This is a genomic window from Oerskovia sp. 140933, from assembly GCF_059651515.1.
Genome location: NZ_JAMXIO010000002.1, coordinates 181,335 through 195,708 on the forward strand (window position 1 = coordinate 181,335; position 14,374 = coordinate 195,708).

Sequence of the window (14,374 nt, forward strand, 5' to 3'; positions counted from 1 at the left end):
CTCACGGTCGTGCTGGACGACGAGCAGCATGTGATCAGGGACGCACGTGGCCGTCGCCGTGCACGACCCACTTGGTCGTCGTCAGCTCCGCGAGCCCCATGGGGCCTCGCGCGTGGAGCTTCTGGGTCGAGATGCCGATCTCCGCGCCGAGCCCGAACTGGGCCCCGTCGGTGAAACGGGTCGACGCGTTGACCATGATCGCGGCGGAGTCGAGCTCGGCGACGAAGCGCTCGGAGGCGGCCAGGTCGCGCGTCACGATGGCCTCGGTGTGCCCCGAGGTCCAGGTGCGGATGTGCTCGATCGCGGCGTCCAGGTCCGGGACGACGCGCACCGCGATCTCGGGAGCGAGGTACTCGCGTGCCCAGTCGTCGTCGGTCGCGTCGAGGACGGGGACCCCCTCGGGCGCGAGCGCGGCGGTCCGGGGGTCGCCGTGCAGCACGACGCCGGCCGCGTCGAGGGCCGCGAGGGCCGCCGGCAGGAACTCGGCTGCCGCGTCGGTGTGAACGAGCAGCGTCTCGGCCGCGTTGCAGACCCCGACGCGCTGCGTCTTGGAGTTGAGCAGGATCTCGAGGGCGCTCGTCAGGTCTGCCGAGGCGTCGACGTAGACGTGGCAGTTGCCGACGCCGGTCTCGATCACGGGCACCGTGGACTCGCGCACGACGGTCTGGATGAGGTCGGCTCCCCCGCGCGGGACGAGCACGTCGACCAGGCCGCGTGCGTGCATGAGCGCGACGGCGCCGGGACGGCCGTGGCGGTCGATCGACTGGACGAGGTCGGCGGGCAGCCCCTGAGCGGCGAGCGCCCGGCCCAGCACGTCCACGATGACCTCGTTGGAGGCTGCGGCGGCCGAGCCGCCGCGCAGGATCACGGCGTTTCCGCTCTTGAGCGCCAGGCCGGCCGCGTCCACGGTCACGTTGGGGCGCGCCTCGTAGATCATGCCGACGACCCCCATGGGCACGCGCACCTGGCGCAGGCGCAGGCCGTTGGGGAGCGTCGAGCCGCGCACGACCTCGCCGACGGGGTCCGGGAGCGTCGCGAGCTCGCGCAGCGCGTCGGCGATCGCGACGATCCGCTCAGGAGTGAGGGCGAGCCGGTCGAGGAGCCCGGCCGAGGTCCCGTTCTCCCGGCCGCGCTCGAGGTCGACCGCGTTGGCCGCGACGATCTCCGCGGTGGCCTCGACCAGGGCGTCGGCCAGCGCGTGGAGCGCGGCGTCCTTGGTGGCCCGCGTCGCGGTCGCGAGGGTGCGCGAGGCCTTCTTGGCGCGCCGCGCGGTCGCCTCGACATCCTGCGCGACCGAGCCGTCCGCGGCGGACGACGCGACGGTGGGCGCGGCGGGCGGCGTCTGCGGGCCGCCGGTCGCGGTCGTCGCGGTCGGGTCGAGGTCGGAGGCGTGGCTGAGCGCAGTCATGCGACGAGCCTACGCCGCACGGGTGGCGCGTGTCTGCGGCGTCCGAGGACAGAGGCGGGCCCGACGGCGTCACGCACGTTCCGGCGTCGGGCCCGCCCTGAGCGACCCGCCGGGCGTGCTCGCGGGGTCCCCTCAGGACGCCTTGCGGCGGCGCCCCACGAGCACGAGGTCGTCGCGGTGCACGATCTCGCGGTCGTACCCCTCGCCCAGCCGGTCGCGGAGCTCGTGCGTCGAGCGGCCCAGCAGGTCCGGGATGTCGCTCGAGTCGAACGCGACGAGGCCCCGGGCGACGACGCGTCCGTCGGGGGCGACGAGCTCGACGGGGTCGCCCGCGTCGAAGTCCCCGGTGACACCGACCACGCCCGCGGGCAGCAGGGACGCGCGTCCGCCGAGGACCGCGGCGACCGCGCCCTCGTCGAGCTCGAGCCGGCCCCGGGTGCGCGCGGCGTGCGCGAGCCACAGGCGTCGGCGCGTGGTGCGCTTGCCCGTCACGGCGAACCACGTCCCGACCTCACGACCCGCGAGGGCGCCCTCGGCGTTCGCTGCCTTGGTCAGGACGACCGGGATGCCCGAGCCCGTCGCGATGCGCACGGACTCGAGCTTGGTGAGCATGCCGCCGGTCCCGATCGAGCTGCCGCGTCCCGTGACCTCGATGCCCTCGAGGTCCAGCGCGGACCGCACCTCGCGGATGCGCTGGGTGCCGGGGCGCGAGGGCGGTCCGTCGTAGAGGCCGTCGACGTCGGTCAGCAGGACCATGACGTCGGCGCGGACCAGGTGCGAGACGAGCGCGGCGAGGCGGTCGTTGTCGCCGAACCGGATCTCGTCCGTGGCGACCGCGTCGTTCTCGTTGACGACGGGCACGATCCCCAGGTCGAGGAGGCGTTCGAGCGAGCGCTGCGCGTTGCGGTAGTGCCCGCGGCGGATGGTGTCCTCGGCCGTGAGGAGCACCTGGCCCACCCGGATGCCGTACTCGGCGAAGGCCTGCGCGTACCGGGCGACCAGGAGTCCTTGCCCCACGGAGGCCGCTGCCTGGGCCGTCGCGAGGTCGCGCGGTCGCGCGCTGAGGCCCAGGGGGCCGATCCCCGCGGCGATGGCCCCCGACGTCACGAGGACGACCTGCCCGCCCGCGGCGTGCCGCGCAGCGATGACCTGCACGAGCGCCTGGAGGGCCGGGACGCTGAGGTGCCCGTCCGGTCCGGTCAGGGACGAGGAGCCGATCTTGACGACGACCCGGTGAGCCGTGGCGACCTGGGAGCGTGCGGAGAGCGCATTCACGGTGCCATCATCCCGCGGGGAGCCCTCGGAGGGCGTGTCGTTCCACCGTGTGACACCTCACGGTGGGACGCGGCGACCGGCCGGTGACGGGTCCCCCGGCCCGACGACGTCGCTCCCCTCCCCGCCCGGCTCGCCCCGGCGCCGGGTCGGCACCGTCCGGGGACGCCGCAGGGCGGGCACGACCCGAGGGCCGTACCCGCCCTGCGGGCGGAGCACGCTTCTCCGACGGAGGTGGTCCGCCGGTCATCCGGCGGGCCGTCGGCCGTGCGCGGGTGGTCAGTCCTGGTCGGGGTCCGTCCAGTGCCCGGACTCGCGCTCGGTCCAGAGCTCGGCGCGGGCCTCGGCCTTGGCGTCCATGCGCTCGGTGTACTCGCGGCGCTTGTCCGAGCGCGTGGGGCGCGAGGTGTCCTCGAGCCGCAGGTCGGACCCGCGCGGTCCGCCGAGGAGCTCGGAGCCCGTGATGAGCGTGGGCTCCCAGTCGAACACGACGGCGTTCTTGTCCGAGCCGATGCGCACCTCGTCCCCTGCGACGGCGCCGGCCTTGAAGAGCCTCTCCTCGACACCCAGGCGGGCGAGGCGGTCGGCGAGGTAGCCGACGGCCTCGTCGTTCGAGAAGTCGGTCTGGCGGACCCAGCGCTCGGGCTTGGAGCCACGCACCTCGAAGTAGAAGCCGGTCTCTGCGCCACCCTTGCGGGTCACGGTGAAGCCTGCGTCGTCGACCGCCTTGGGGCGCAGGATCGTGCGGGCCGGGGCCGGAGCCGGGGCGTCGCGGCGGGCCTTGTCGACGAGCTCGGCGAGCGCGAACGTCAGGGGGCGCAGGCCTTCGTGGCTCGCGGTCGAGATCTCGAAGACCTTGAGGCCGCGGGCCTCGAGGTCGGGCCGTACGAGCTCGGCGAGCTCGCGGGCCTCCGGGACGTCGATCTTGTTGAGGACCACGAGGCGCGGGCGCTCGTTGAGCGGCACCCGGGCGCCCTCGATGTCGAGGTCGCCCGCGTAGGCGTCGAGCTCGGCCTCGAGCGCCTCGAGGTCGGAGATCGGGTCGCGGCCGGGCTCGAGCGTCGCGCAGTCGAGGACGTGCACGATCACGGCGGTGCGCTCGATGTGGCGCAGGAACTCGAGCCCGAGCCCCTTGCCCTCGCTCGCGCCGGGGATGAGCCCGGGGACGTCGGCGACGGTGAAGCGTGAGTCGCCTGCCTGGACCACGCCGAGGTTGGGGACGAGCGTCGTGAACGGGTAGTCCGCGATCTTGGGCCGAGCAGCGGAGATCGCGGCGACGAGCGAGGACTTGCCCGCGCTCGGGAAGCCCACGAGCGCGACGTCGGCGATGGACTTCACCTCGAGGACGAAGTCGGCCTCCTCGCCGGGCTCACCGAGCAGCGCGAAGCCGGGGGCCTTGCGGCGCTGGGACGCGAGGGCGGCGTTGCCGAGCCCTCCGCGGCCGCCCGCCGCGGCGACGAACTCGGCGCCGTCACCGACGAGGTCCGCGAGGACGTTGCCGTCGAGGTCCTTGATCACGGTGCCGTCGGGCACGCGCAGGACGAGGTCGCCACCGTTGGCGCCCGCGCGGTGGTCGCCCATGCCCTGGGTGCCGGAGGTCGCGTGGCGGTGCGGCGAGTGGTGGTAGTCGAGGAGCGTCGTGGTCTGTGCGTCCACGACGATCCGGACGCTCCCGCCATCACCCCCGTTGCCGCCGTCGGGGCCGGCGAGCGGCTTGAACTTCTCCCGGCGGATGGAGGCGCAACCGTTGCCGCCGTCACCGCCGGAGGCGTGCAGGACGACGCGGTCGACGAACGTGGCCATGGAAATGGTCCTCTCAAGCAGGGGGGAAGAACACCAGGAGGGGCGCACCGCGTCGGTGCGCCCCTCCTGTCAAGCGTGCTGCGTCGTGGATCAGGCCTCGGCCGAGACGATGTCGACGACCTTGCGTCCGCGGCGCGTACCGAACTGGACGGCACCGGCGGTCAGGGCGAACAGCGTGTCGTCGCCACCGCGACCGACGTTGTTGCCCGGGTGGAAGTGGGTGCCGCGCTGGCGGACGATGATCTCGCCGGCGCTGACGACCTGGCCACCGAAGCGCTTCACACCGAGGCGCTGGGCGTTGGAGTCACGACCGTTGCGCGAGGAGCTCGCGCCCTTCTTGTGTGCCATGTCGAACCTGCTTTCGTGCTGGAAGAAGAGGGGGTGGGATCACCTGCGGCGACTCTCACGAGCCGCCGAGGGAGGTCACTTGATGCCGGTGACCTTGAGGCGCGTCAGCTGCTGACGGTGCCCCTGGCGCTTGCGGTAACCGGTCTTGTTCTTGTACTTGAGGATCGTGATCTTCGGGCCCTTTTCGTCCCGGACGACCTCAGCAGTGACCTTGACCTTCGCGAGCGCCGCAGCGTCGTGGGTCACCTTCTCCCCGTCCACCAGCAGGATCGCAGGAAGCTCGACGGACTGTCCGGCACCGGCCGACAGACGGTCGACGACGACGATATCGCCGACGGACACCTTCTCCTGGCGGCCACCGGCCTTGACGATCGCGTACACCACGTTGTTGCTCATCTCTTCTAGTCTTGGCGTGCTCGCCATGTCCGGTCGTCTTGGCAGGACTCAACACACCGTGGCGTGCGAGTGCGACCTGACCATGGGCACACGGGACCAGTGCGCACCGAGCGCACCGACGTTCAAGGTTACGGAATCCCTGACGCAGGGTCAAATAGCCGCCCGCCGGGCCGGGGGTCAAGTCGGCGCGCGGTGCGGGGCCCCCGTCAGTCGAGGACGAACGTGACCTCGAGCGCCACCTGCCAGGCGACGATCTTCCCGTCCCTGACCTCGACCTTCTGCTCCTTGACCCACGCTCCGGTGAGGTTGCGCAGCGTCGCGCTCGCCCTCTCGATCCCGGTCTTGACCGCGTCGTCGAAGCTCACGTCGGACCGCGCGCTGATCTGCGTGATACGTGCCACCGAGCCGCTCATGGCGTCCTCCGCCGTCCAGGGCGGACGCCTCGTCGCGTCCGCGCACCCCTCCACGATCCCCCGTGGCGTGCTGGTCCGCCAGCCCGGCGCCGCCGGTCGACGGTCTCGTCCGCCGACGCCGTCGGCCGCACGGCAGGACGTCCGGCAGCGCAGCGGAGGGACCACCCGCCCGGCACGCAGAAGGACCCCGGCCGGGGCCGGGGTCCTTCGGTGAGGCTGCGCGGTCGGTGCGTCAGGCGTTGGCCTGACCGTTCGAGCCGGCGGCCGTCGCCTTCGCGATCTGTGCGCGGACGTCGTCCATGTCGAGGCCCTTGACGGCCTCGACGACCTGCTCGAGCGCGGGTGCGGGCAGCGCACCGGGCTGCGAGAAGACGAGCACGCCCTCACGGAACGCCATGAGCGTCGGGATCGAGGTGATGTTCGCCGCGGCCGCGAGGCCCTGCTCCGCCTCGGTGTCGATCTTGCCGTGGACGACGTCGGGGTGGTTCTCCGAGGACGCCTCGAACACCGGGGCGAACTGGCGGCACGGCCCGCACCACGATGCCCAGAAGTCCACCAGGACGATGTCGTTGTCCTTGATGGTCTGCTCGAACGTGGCGCCGGTGAGTTCCTGGGTTGCCATGAAGGTCCTTCCTGAGGGGTTCACCAGGTGCAGCAACGGGTCCCCGGGAGGTATTCCCGGCCCGCGGGCGAACATACGCCCGGTCCCCGGGCGGCGCCTCCCGAGCGCAGAGCTCCTCGACCTCCCCGACGGTGACGGAGGTCACCTCTAGGCTGTGGCGCGTGGAACGCCTCAGGCCGCGCACGATCGCGGGATATGCCATCGGCTCGGTCGGCACGGGTGGGTTCGGCACCCTGCCCGGCCTCATGCTGCTCTACTACCTGACGGACGCCCTCGCGGTCCCGGCCGCGGTCGCGGGCCTGGTCGTCACGGGCGCCAAGGTGTGGGACGTCGTGATCGACCCGTTCATCGGGTACGGCAGCGACCGCGACCTGGTCCGGACGGGCTCGCGGCGGCGTTTCATGACGATCGGCGCGGTCGCGATCCCGGTGTTCTTCGCGCTGACGTTCGCCGTGCCGGCAGGGGCGTCGACCGTGGCCGCCTCGATCTGGGTCCTGGTCGCGTTCCTGCTCGCGGCCACGGCGTTCTCGATGTTCCAGGTCCCGTACATCGCGCTGCCCGCGGAGATCGCCCCGACGTACGACGAGCGCACGCGCCTGATCAGCTGGCGCGTGGCGACGCTCGCGTTCGCGATCCTGCTGTTCGGGGCCGGGGGCCCGGTGCTGCGCGGCGAGACGAGCTCGCTGTCGGGCTACCTGACGCTCGGCGTGGTCGCGGGCCTGGTCATCGGGGCGGGCATGCTCGTCGCCTCGCGGGTGGCGCCGCGCGGGGCGCGGGGTGCGAGCCCGACGGCGGCGCTCCCCCCGGGTGCGCACGCCGCGGCTCCTGCTGCGGCGGGCTCCGCGCTCGGTGCGTTCCGTCTGGCTGTCGCCGAGGCCGTCGCGACGCTGCGCCGCAGCCAGCCCTTCCGCGTCCTGCTCACGGCCTTCTTCCTCCAGGCCCTCGCGACGGGTCTCATGCTCGCGGCCGCGAACTACGTCGCGACGTACGTGCTCGAGTCGGACCTCGCGGTGAGCCTGCTGTTCGCGGCCCTCATCGCTCCGGCCCTGCTCGTGATGCCGCTCTGGAACCGGCTCGCGCGGCGGGTCGGCAAGGAGCGCAGCTTCGTCCTGGCGAGCTCGCTGTTCGCGCTCGCGACGCTGTGCATGGTGCCTCTCGCGTGGGCACCGGGCGCGTGGGTGTACCTGCCGACCGCGCTCGCGGGCATCGGGTACGCGGGCATGCAGGCGCTGCCGCTCGCCATGCTGCCCGACGTGATCGCGCACGACGCCCGCACGACGCCCGTGACGGGCCAGGGCGCGTCCGATCGCGGCGGGGCGTTCAGCGGGGTGTGGACCGCGGGCGAGACGACGGGCATGGCGTTCGGCGCCGGGCTGCTGAGCCTCGTGCAGTGGGCCACGGGCTACCGGTCGTCGAGCGCGGGCGTCACGCCCGAGCAGTCCGCGGCCGCCGTCGACGGCATCGCGCTGTCGTTCTCGCTGGTCCCCGCGCTCCTGGTCGCGCTGAGCCTGCTCGCCCTCGTACGCTATCGACTGCGCAGGGGCGACATCGACGTGCCCACCGAGGAGCCCGCTGCGCATGAGCGCCCATGACGTCACCCCCCTGCCCGCTTCCCCCGTCCTGCGGACCGAGGGCATCCTCGACCGCCTCGCAGCGCTGCGTGCGGCCGACGCCCCGACGCACGGCGGCCGTGTCCTGTCCTACGTCTACGACCCGGACCTCAGCGAGCTCGACGTGCTCGCGGGCGAGGCCATCCGCGCGGTGCAGCCGCTCAACGGCCTCGACCCGACCACGTTCTCGTCGGTCGCGGTCATGGAGCGCGAGCTCGTGGCCTTCGCCCGCGACGTCCTGCACGGGAGCGGTGCGCAGGACGCGAGCGGCGTCGTCGGGACCGTGACGTCCGGCGGGACGGAGAGCTGCGTGCTCGCCGTGAAGACGGCCCGTGACGCGTTCCTCGCGGCGCAGCCGCCGCTGCCGGACGGCGCGCCGCGCACGCTCGCGACGCTCGGGTTCGTGCCGAGGGTCGTGGCCCCCGCCACGGTGCACGCCGCGTTCCACAAGGCCGCGGCCTACCTGGGGCTCGACCTCGTCCTGGTCCCCGTGGACCCGACGACGTGCCGGGCGGTCCCCGCCGCCATGGCCGCGGCCGTCGGCGACGGGCACGACGTCGCGCTCGTCGTCGTCTCCGCGCCGTCGTACCCGCACGGGGTCGTGGACCCGGTCGAGGAGGTCGCGGCGTCCGCGAGCGCCGCGGGCGTCCCGGTCCACGTGGACGCGTGCGTGGGCGGGTGGGTGCTGCCCTTCTGGCCCGACGACGCCGAGCAGGTCCCGCTGTTCGACTTCCGCGTCCCGGGGGTCACCTCGATCTCGGCCGACGTCCACAAGTACGGCTACTCCCCCAAGGGCGCCTCCCTGCTCCTGACGCGTGACCGCGACCGGCAGCGTCACCAGCTCTTCGCGACGACGCGCTGGCCGGGCTACCCGGTCGTGAACTCGACGATCATGGGGTCCAAGTCCGCGGGCCCGCTCGCCGCGGCCTGGGCCGTGACGCAGGCGCTGGGCGTGCCGGGGTACCGGGCGGTGACCGCGCGCTGCGCGGCCGCGACGGGCAGGTTGCGCGCGGTGCTCGACTCGGTCGAGGGGCTGCGCGTGGTCGGGACGCCCGTGGGACCGCTCGTCGCGGTCGCCGCCGACGAGTCGTTGCCCGCCGACCGGCAGGTCGACCCGCACGTGTGGTCGGACGCGGTGCGCGCGAGCGGGTTCGTGCTCCAGCCGCAGCCGGGGTACACGCAGCCGGACGGCTCGCGCCTGCCGCACACGACGCACCTCACGGTGACCCCGGTGACGGCGGGCGTGGTCGAGGAGCTCGGTGCGGCGCTCGTCGCGGCGGCCGACGCCGTGCGCGGGGTGCCGCGTCCGGACCCGCACGAGGTCCTGGGCGCCCTGGTCGCGACGCTGGCCCCGGGCGTACCGACCGGGGAGGTGCTCGCAGCCCTCGGGTCGCTCGACTCCCGGGCGGCCTGGGACCTCGTGCAGGCGGCGGTGCTCGGCGGAGAGGACCGGCGCGGCGGCGGTGCCCCCGAGCCGGGGACGGGGCCCATGGCGCCGCTGCTGGCCCTGGTCGAGGCGCTGCCCGCGACCGTGAGCGAGCGTCTGCTGGTCGAGCTCATCGCGCGGCTCGCCGAGCCCGTGGACCAGGCGCCGAGCCTGCCCGGGGAGCGGTCGGCCACCCCCTGACCTCGTCGTCGGCCGGGACGCGGGGCAGGCGGCGGGTGCGCTGCGGGGTGAGGGCGGGCGGGCCGCGGGCGGGGCGCCGTCCCGCGCACCGTCGCGCCCGCCGGTCGGGCGCGAGTCCGGGCCGTGGGTGGTAGAACAGTCAGGTGACGGACACCGCCGACTTCCCGCCCGACGACTACTCCCGCGAGATCCCCCAGCCGGCCGGGTGGCTGAGCGCGGAGGACCTCGCGGCCGCCAGGTCTCAGCTGCCGCTCGTCTACGTGGACGCGGTCCCGGTGCGGGTCGACGACTCGGGCGACGTGGTCGCCGTCGGGCTGCTGCTGCGGGTGACGCCCGAGGGGCAGATGACGCGGGCGCTCGTGTCCGGCCGCGTGATGTACCACGAGCGCATCCGTGACGCCCTGCTCCGCCACATCGAGAAGGACCTGGGCCCGGTGGCGCTCCCCCGCATCCCCGCGTCCCCGCAGCCCTTCACGGTCGCCGAGTACCTGCCGACCCCCGGCATCACGGGGTACCACGACCCTCGCCAGCACGCGGTCTCGCTCGCGTACGTCGTGCCGGTCGCGGGCGACTGCCAGCCTCAGCAGCAGGCGCTCGAGCTCGCGTGGCTCACGCCCGAGCAGGCGTGCAGCGACCAGGTGCAGCTCGAGATGCACGGCGGGCAGGGCACGCTCCTGCGCCAGGCCATGGCGTACGTCGGCCGCCTCTCGTGACCCCGGACGCCCCGACCTCGCGGGCAGCGACCGGACGGGGCGGACGTCTGCGCGGGACGGTCGCGGCCCGCTGGTGGCACGGCGTCGTGGCCGCCATGGCGCTCACGGGGGTCGTGTGGGAGCTGTTCGGCACCCTCGGGCGCGGGCCGCTCCCGGGAGGCACGACCACGGACGTCGTCGTGCACTTCTTCAGCTACTTCACGATCCTGTCGAACATCCTGGTCGGGGTCACGTGCCTCCTCCTGCTCGTGGATCCCCGGCGGGACGGGCGCGTCTTCCGCGTCGCGCGGCTCGACGCGCTCCTGTGCATCGCCGTGACCGGCATCGTCTACAACACCGTCCTCGCGGGACTCCAGGAGCTCAGCGCCGCCGGGCTCGTCACGAACCTCCTGCTGCACCAGGCCGGTCCCCTGCTGGCCGTGCTCGGGTGGCTGGTCGTGGGGCCGCGACCGCGCATCGACGCCGCGACGATCTGGTGGTCGGTCGTCGCGCCGCTCGCGTGGATCGTCTACGTGTTCGCCCAGGGCGCGTTCACCCGCTGGTACCCGTACCCCTTCATGGACGTGACCGAGATCGGCTACCCGCAGGCGTTCCTCAACACAGGCGTCGTGGCCGTCGTGTTCCTGCTGCTCGCCGCGGGCCTGGGGTGGGTCGACCGGCGCCTGCCGCCCGCCCCGGCCTCGCCTCCCGTCCGGGGCTGAGCCCCGGCCCGCAGGGCTCGTCGCACCTGCCGCGCCCGCCACCGAGGCGGTAGCGTGACGCCATGTCGCAGACGACGAAGAAGAAGTCGAAGAAGACGAAGAAGGGCCAGCAGCCCTCCCTCCCCCGCGCGGTCTACGAGGCCGAGCTGTTCCGGCTGCAGGCCGAGCTGGTCAAGCTCCAGCAGTGGACCCAGGCCACCGGGGCCCGTGTGGTCGTGATCTTCGAAGGCCGTGACGCGGCCGGCAAGGGGGGCGTGATCAAGCGCATCACGCAGTACCTGAGCCCTCGCGTCGTCCGGATCGCAGCGCTGCCCACGCCGACCGACCGCGAACGGTCCGAGTGGTACTACCAGCGCTACATCGCCCACCTGCCCGCCGCGGGCGAGATCGTGCTGTTCGACCGCTCCTGGTACAACCGGGCCGGGGTCGAACGGGTCATGGGCTTCTGCACGCCCGAGGAGTACGACCTCTTCATGCGGCAGACCCCGGCCTTCGAGCAGATGCTGATCGACGACGGGATCCTGCTGCGCAAGTACTGGTTCTCCGTCTCCGACGCCGAGCAGCTCAAGCGCTTCCGCTCCCGCCTCTCGGACCCCGTGCGCCAGTGGAAGCTGAGCCCCATGGACCTCGAGTCGATCCACCGGTGGGAGGACTACTCGCGCGCCAAGGACGACATGATGGCGCACACCGACGTTCCGGAGAGCCCCTGGTTCGTCGTCGAGTCGGACTCCAAGAAGAACGCGCGGCTCAACATGATCTCGCACCTGCTCTCGACCATCCCGTACGTCGAGGTGCCGCACGACAAGGTCGTGCTGCCCGAGCGCCCGCCGGCGTCGGGCGACTACGTGCGCCCTCCGCGCGAGCTCGCGAACTACGTGCCGGACCACGTGGCCCAGCTCCTGGGCGACCCCGAGAACGGGTTCTGAGCGGCGCCGACCGTCCGCCGACGGCTCGAGCTCCCCGCGGCAGAGCCGGTCGACCTCCCGGAGCGCGACCGGGATCCGATGGTCGCCCGCCATGCCTTCCCGCGCTAGAGCTCGAGCGTGGGCCAGTCCGCGAAGTCCTCGCGCATCCGGCGGTCGTGGGTCGCGACGACCACGGCCGCAGGGGTGACACGCAGCGCCTGGGTCAGCTCGTCGACCAGGTCGATCGAGAGGTGGTTGGTCGGCTCGTCGAGCAGCAGGACGTGCGGCACGGCGAGCAGCGCGCGGGCCAGGTCGAAGCGACGCCGCTGCCCGGCGGACAGCTCGCGCAGCGGCCGGTCCAGGTCCTCCTCGGTCAGCAGCCCGAGGAACGCGACGGGCACCAGGTGGTCCGGGTCGAGCGTGCCCGCCGAGAGCAGGTCGAGCGCCTCCTGCGCGTACTCCTCGAACCCTGTGCGCTCCTCGGCGCCCGCGGGGAGCGCGGGCCCTTCCTGCGCGACGATCCCGACCCGCACGCCCTCGGCGACGGTCCGCGTGCCGCGGTCGAGCCGGACCGTGCCGGCGAGCGCCGCCAGCAGGGTCGACTTGCCCGAGCCGTTCGGCCCGGTGATCAGCAGCCGGCCCGACGGCGGTATCGCGATGCGCGTCCCGGGCAGGTCGAGCCGTGCCCCGGTGACGGGTGCGCCCGCGGGAGCGACGTCGTCGGGCAGGTCTCCTGGTGCGTCTCCCGGGGTGGCGGCGACGCGCGGGCTGCGCACCTCGAGCAGCGGATGGTCGGGTGACCACCCGGGCGACATGGCCAGCAGGTCCGGGAAGCGCAGCTCGAGCGGCGGGACGGGGACCTCGACGGCCTCGGCCTCGAGCTTCTGCACGAGCCGGTCGGCGGCCTTGACGTGGATGCGCGCGTGCGTCGCGCGACGGTGCTTCTGGCTGCCCTTGGCGGGACGCCACTCGTCGGACAGACCCTCGTAGGACGCGTCGAGGCGCTCGGCGAGCTTCTCGGCGCGCTTGCGCTCGGCCCGGTAGCGCTGGCGCCACCGGTGCAGGGCCTGGTTCTTGGCGAAGCGGTAGGCGAGGTAGCCCGGCTGCCCGTACAGGACGGGCTTGCCGTCCATCGCGGGGTCGAGGTCGAGGATCTCGGTCGCGACGTCGTCGAGCAGCTGGCGGTCGTGCGTGACCATGACGATCCCGCCGCCCCACGCCACGATCTCGCCCGTGAGGAAGTCGATGCCGCTCGTGTCGAGGTGGTTGGTCGGCTCGTCGAGGAGCAGCAGGTCGCTGCGCTCGGCCAGGCGGCACGCGAGGCGTACGCGGTAGCGCTCGCCGACCGAGAGCGTCGCGAGCTCACGGTGCGGGTCGCGACAGGCGCCCAACCGGGACAGCGCGACCTCGACGCGACGGTCGGCGTCCCACACGGCCAGGTGCTCGGCTCGCGCCAGCACGTCCGAGAGCTCGGCGAGGCTGCCGTGCTCGTGGTCGAAGTCGCGCGTCACGGCGTCGAGCTCGGCGCCCACGGCCCGCACGGTCGCGAGGCTCTCGCGGACCAGGTCGCCCACGGTCTGACCGGGCAGCGGGACGAGCTCCTGCTCGACGACGGCGAGCGAGCCCTGACGACGCACCTCGCCCCCGCTCGGGGTCAGCGTCCCGGCCAGGACGCCCAGGAGCGTCGACTTGCCCGTGCCGTTCTCGCCGACCACACCCAGGCGCGTGCCGGCGCCCACGCGCAGCGAGACCCCCGAGAGGACGGGGCGTCCGGGGTAGGAGAAGGAGAGGTCGTCGACAGCCAGGTGCACAGGTCAACCCTAAAGGGAGCGGGTGGACGGGCGCCCCACCCCGCTCCGAGCCCTGCGTCCCGTTCCCCGGACGCGGTACGCGCACCACCTGGCCCGCGCGGGCTCGGGGGCCGTGCTCCGGTAGCGTCGTGGCCATGACCTCGACGCCCGCCACCGCCCCGAGCCCGCCCCGCCCGACCGTCCGGACGGGCGTCGTCGCCCTGGCCGTCGTGCTCGACGTCGTCGCGGTCCTCGCGTTCGCGACCGGCGGGCGGGCGACGCACTCCGCCGACAGCCCCCTGACCGCGATCCTGACGATCGCGTGGCCCTTCCTCGTGGGGCTCGCGGTCGGGTGGGTCCTGCTGCGCGCCTGGCGGTGGCCGCTCGCGGCCTGGCCGACCGGGGTCGTGCTGTGGGTCACGACGTGGGTCGTGGGGATGGCGCTGCGCTGGGCCACGGGCGAGGGGCTCGCGACCGCGTTCCTCGTGGTGTCCGCGGCGTTCCTGCTCGCGACGCTCGTGGGCTGGCGGCTCGTCGCCCTCCTGGTGCTCAAGGTGCGCGGGCGTCTCTCGACGTCCTGAGCCCCCCTGGTACCGAGAACGAGGTTGAGGTCGTTCTGCCCGCCTTGGCGACCGCAACCTCGTGGTCGAGCGCACGGAACGTCGTTCTCGACGTGCGGCGCGACGCCCGGGCGAGCGCGACCCGGAGGTCACGCTCGCTCGGACGTCCTCGGCCGATCCGTCCAGGGGTCTGGCACGGGCCACCA

Annotated in this window: 14 protein-coding genes; 6 read left to right on the forward strand and 8 right to left on the reverse strand. The window is 73.6% G+C overall.

The window, feature by feature from the left end; translation table 11 throughout:
- Nucleotides 1–34 precede the first annotated feature (34 nt).
- The 7 genes from NHG27_RS02055 to trxA form a co-directional block, all read right to left on the reverse strand.
- Entirely contained in the window at nt 35–1,408 is a 1,374-nt protein-coding gene (locus NHG27_RS02055) for a glutamate-5-semialdehyde dehydrogenase (RefSeq protein ID WP_193719274.1), read from the reverse strand.
- Nucleotides 1,409–1,540: 132 nt separating this feature from the next.
- Nucleotides 1,541–2,683: a glutamate 5-kinase gene (gene proB, locus NHG27_RS02060; RefSeq protein ID WP_193719275.1), complete on the reverse strand. Its 1,143-nt coding sequence runs from the start codon at nt 2,681–2,683 to the stop codon at nt 1,541–1,543.
- Between the two features lie 276 nt (nt 2,684–2,959).
- Nucleotides 2,960–4,483 carry a GTPase ObgE gene (gene obgE, locus NHG27_RS02065; RefSeq protein WP_193719276.1) on the reverse strand — a complete coding sequence of 508 codons (1,524 nt, stop codon included), beginning with the start codon at nt 4,481–4,483 and terminating at the stop codon, nt 2,960–2,962.
- Nucleotides 4,484–4,573: 90 nt separating this feature from the next.
- Nucleotides 4,574–4,831 (reverse strand): 50S ribosomal protein L27, encoded by a 258-nt coding sequence (gene rpmA, locus NHG27_RS02070; protein ID WP_030151568.1) that lies wholly within the window; start codon nt 4,829–4,831, stop codon nt 4,574–4,576.
- A 75-nt stretch (nt 4,832–4,906) separates the two neighbouring features.
- Nucleotides 4,907–5,215 carry a 50S ribosomal protein L21 gene (gene rplU, locus NHG27_RS02075; protein WP_191789147.1) on the reverse strand — a complete coding sequence of 103 codons (309 nt, stop codon included), beginning with the start codon at nt 5,213–5,215 and terminating at the stop codon, nt 4,907–4,909.
- Between the two features lie 218 nt (nt 5,216–5,433).
- The gene (locus NHG27_RS02080) at nt 5,434–5,640 is read right to left on the reverse strand and encodes a dodecin family protein (protein ID WP_193719277.1); all 207 of its coding nucleotides are present in this window, start codon (nt 5,638–5,640) and stop codon (nt 5,434–5,436) included.
- Between the two features lie 232 nt (nt 5,641–5,872).
- Nucleotides 5,873–6,262: a thioredoxin gene (gene trxA / locus NHG27_RS02085; protein WP_193719278.1), complete on the reverse strand. Its 390-nt coding sequence runs from the start codon at nt 6,260–6,262 to the stop codon at nt 5,873–5,875.
- Nucleotides 6,263–6,423: 161 nt separating this feature from the next.
- Between trxA and NHG27_RS02090 the strand changes: the two genes are divergently transcribed.
- The 5 genes from NHG27_RS02090 (at nt 6,424) to ppk2 (ending at nt 11,839) form a co-directional block, all read left to right on the forward strand.
- Nucleotides 6,424–7,854, forward strand: a complete 1,431-nt coding sequence (locus NHG27_RS02090; protein WP_497014584.1) for an MFS transporter — start codon at nt 6,424–6,426, stop codon at nt 7,852–7,854.
- The gene (locus tag NHG27_RS02095; RefSeq protein ID WP_497014585.1) at nt 7,841–9,499 is read left to right on the forward strand and encodes a pyridoxal phosphate-dependent decarboxylase family protein; all 1,659 of its coding nucleotides are present in this window, start codon (nt 7,841–7,843) and stop codon (nt 9,497–9,499) included. The genes NHG27_RS02090 and NHG27_RS02095 overlap by 14 nt, the downstream gene beginning before the upstream one ends.
- Before the next feature lie 143 nt (nt 9,500–9,642).
- A complete protein-coding gene (locus NHG27_RS02100) occupies nt 9,643–10,212 on the forward strand; it encodes an NUDIX hydrolase family protein (protein WP_193719280.1) in 570 nt (189 codons plus the stop codon).
- A complete protein-coding gene (locus NHG27_RS02105; protein WP_497014586.1) occupies nt 10,209–10,913 on the forward strand; it encodes a Pr6Pr family membrane protein in 705 nt (234 codons plus the stop codon). The genes NHG27_RS02100 and NHG27_RS02105 overlap by 4 nt, the downstream gene beginning before the upstream one ends.
- A gap of 62 nt (nt 10,914–10,975) precedes the next feature.
- A complete protein-coding gene (ppk2, locus tag NHG27_RS02110; RefSeq protein WP_497014587.1) occupies nt 10,976–11,839 on the forward strand; it encodes a polyphosphate kinase 2 in 864 nt (287 codons plus the stop codon).
- A gap of 104 nt (nt 11,840–11,943) precedes the next feature.
- Here the strand turns inward: ppk2 and NHG27_RS02115 are convergent, their stop codons facing one another.
- Complete coding sequence (locus tag NHG27_RS02115; protein WP_497014588.1) at nt 11,944–13,629, reverse strand: ABC-F family ATP-binding cassette domain-containing protein; 1,686 nt, start codon at nt 13,627–13,629, stop codon at nt 11,944–11,946.
- A gap of 134 nt (nt 13,630–13,763) precedes the next feature.
- Here NHG27_RS02115 and NHG27_RS02120 point away from each other — a divergent pair, with 134 nt between their 5' ends.
- Nucleotides 13,764–14,189, forward strand: a complete 426-nt coding sequence (locus NHG27_RS02120) for a DUF3054 domain-containing protein (protein ID WP_193719283.1) — start codon at nt 13,764–13,766, stop codon at nt 14,187–14,189.
- Nucleotides 14,190–14,374: the final 185 nt, after the last annotated feature.

What these genes read in the sequence shown, in the direction of transcription:
- NHG27_RS02055 (WP_193719274.1), bottom strand. Translation starts at nt 1,408, where the DNA reads ATGACTGCGCTCAGCCACGCCTCCGACCTCGACCCGACCGCGACGACC.
- obgE (WP_193719276.1), bottom strand. Translation starts at nt 4,483, where the DNA reads ATGGCCACGTTCGTCGACCGCGTCGTCCTGCACGCCTCCGGCGGTGAC.
- rpmA (WP_030151568.1), bottom strand. Translation starts at nt 4,831, where the DNA reads ATGGCACACAAGAAGGGCGCGAGCTCCTCGCGCAACGGTCGTGACTCC.
- NHG27_RS02080 (WP_193719277.1), bottom strand. Translation starts at nt 5,640, where the DNA reads ATGAGCGGCTCGGTGGCACGTATCACGCAGATCAGCGCGCGGTCCGAC.
- trxA (WP_193719278.1), bottom strand. Translation starts at nt 6,262, where the DNA reads ATGGCAACCCAGGAACTCACCGGCGCCACGTTCGAGCAGACCATCAAG.
- NHG27_RS02095 (WP_497014585.1), top strand. Translation starts at nt 7,841, where the DNA reads ATGAGCGCCCATGACGTCACCCCCCTGCCCGCTTCCCCCGTCCTGCGG.
- ppk2 (WP_497014587.1), top strand. Translation starts at nt 10,976, where the DNA reads ATGTCGCAGACGACGAAGAAGAAGTCGAAGAAGACGAAGAAGGGCCAG.
- NHG27_RS02120 (WP_193719283.1), top strand. Translation starts at nt 13,764, where the DNA reads ATGACCTCGACGCCCGCCACCGCCCCGAGCCCGCCCCGCCCGACCGTC.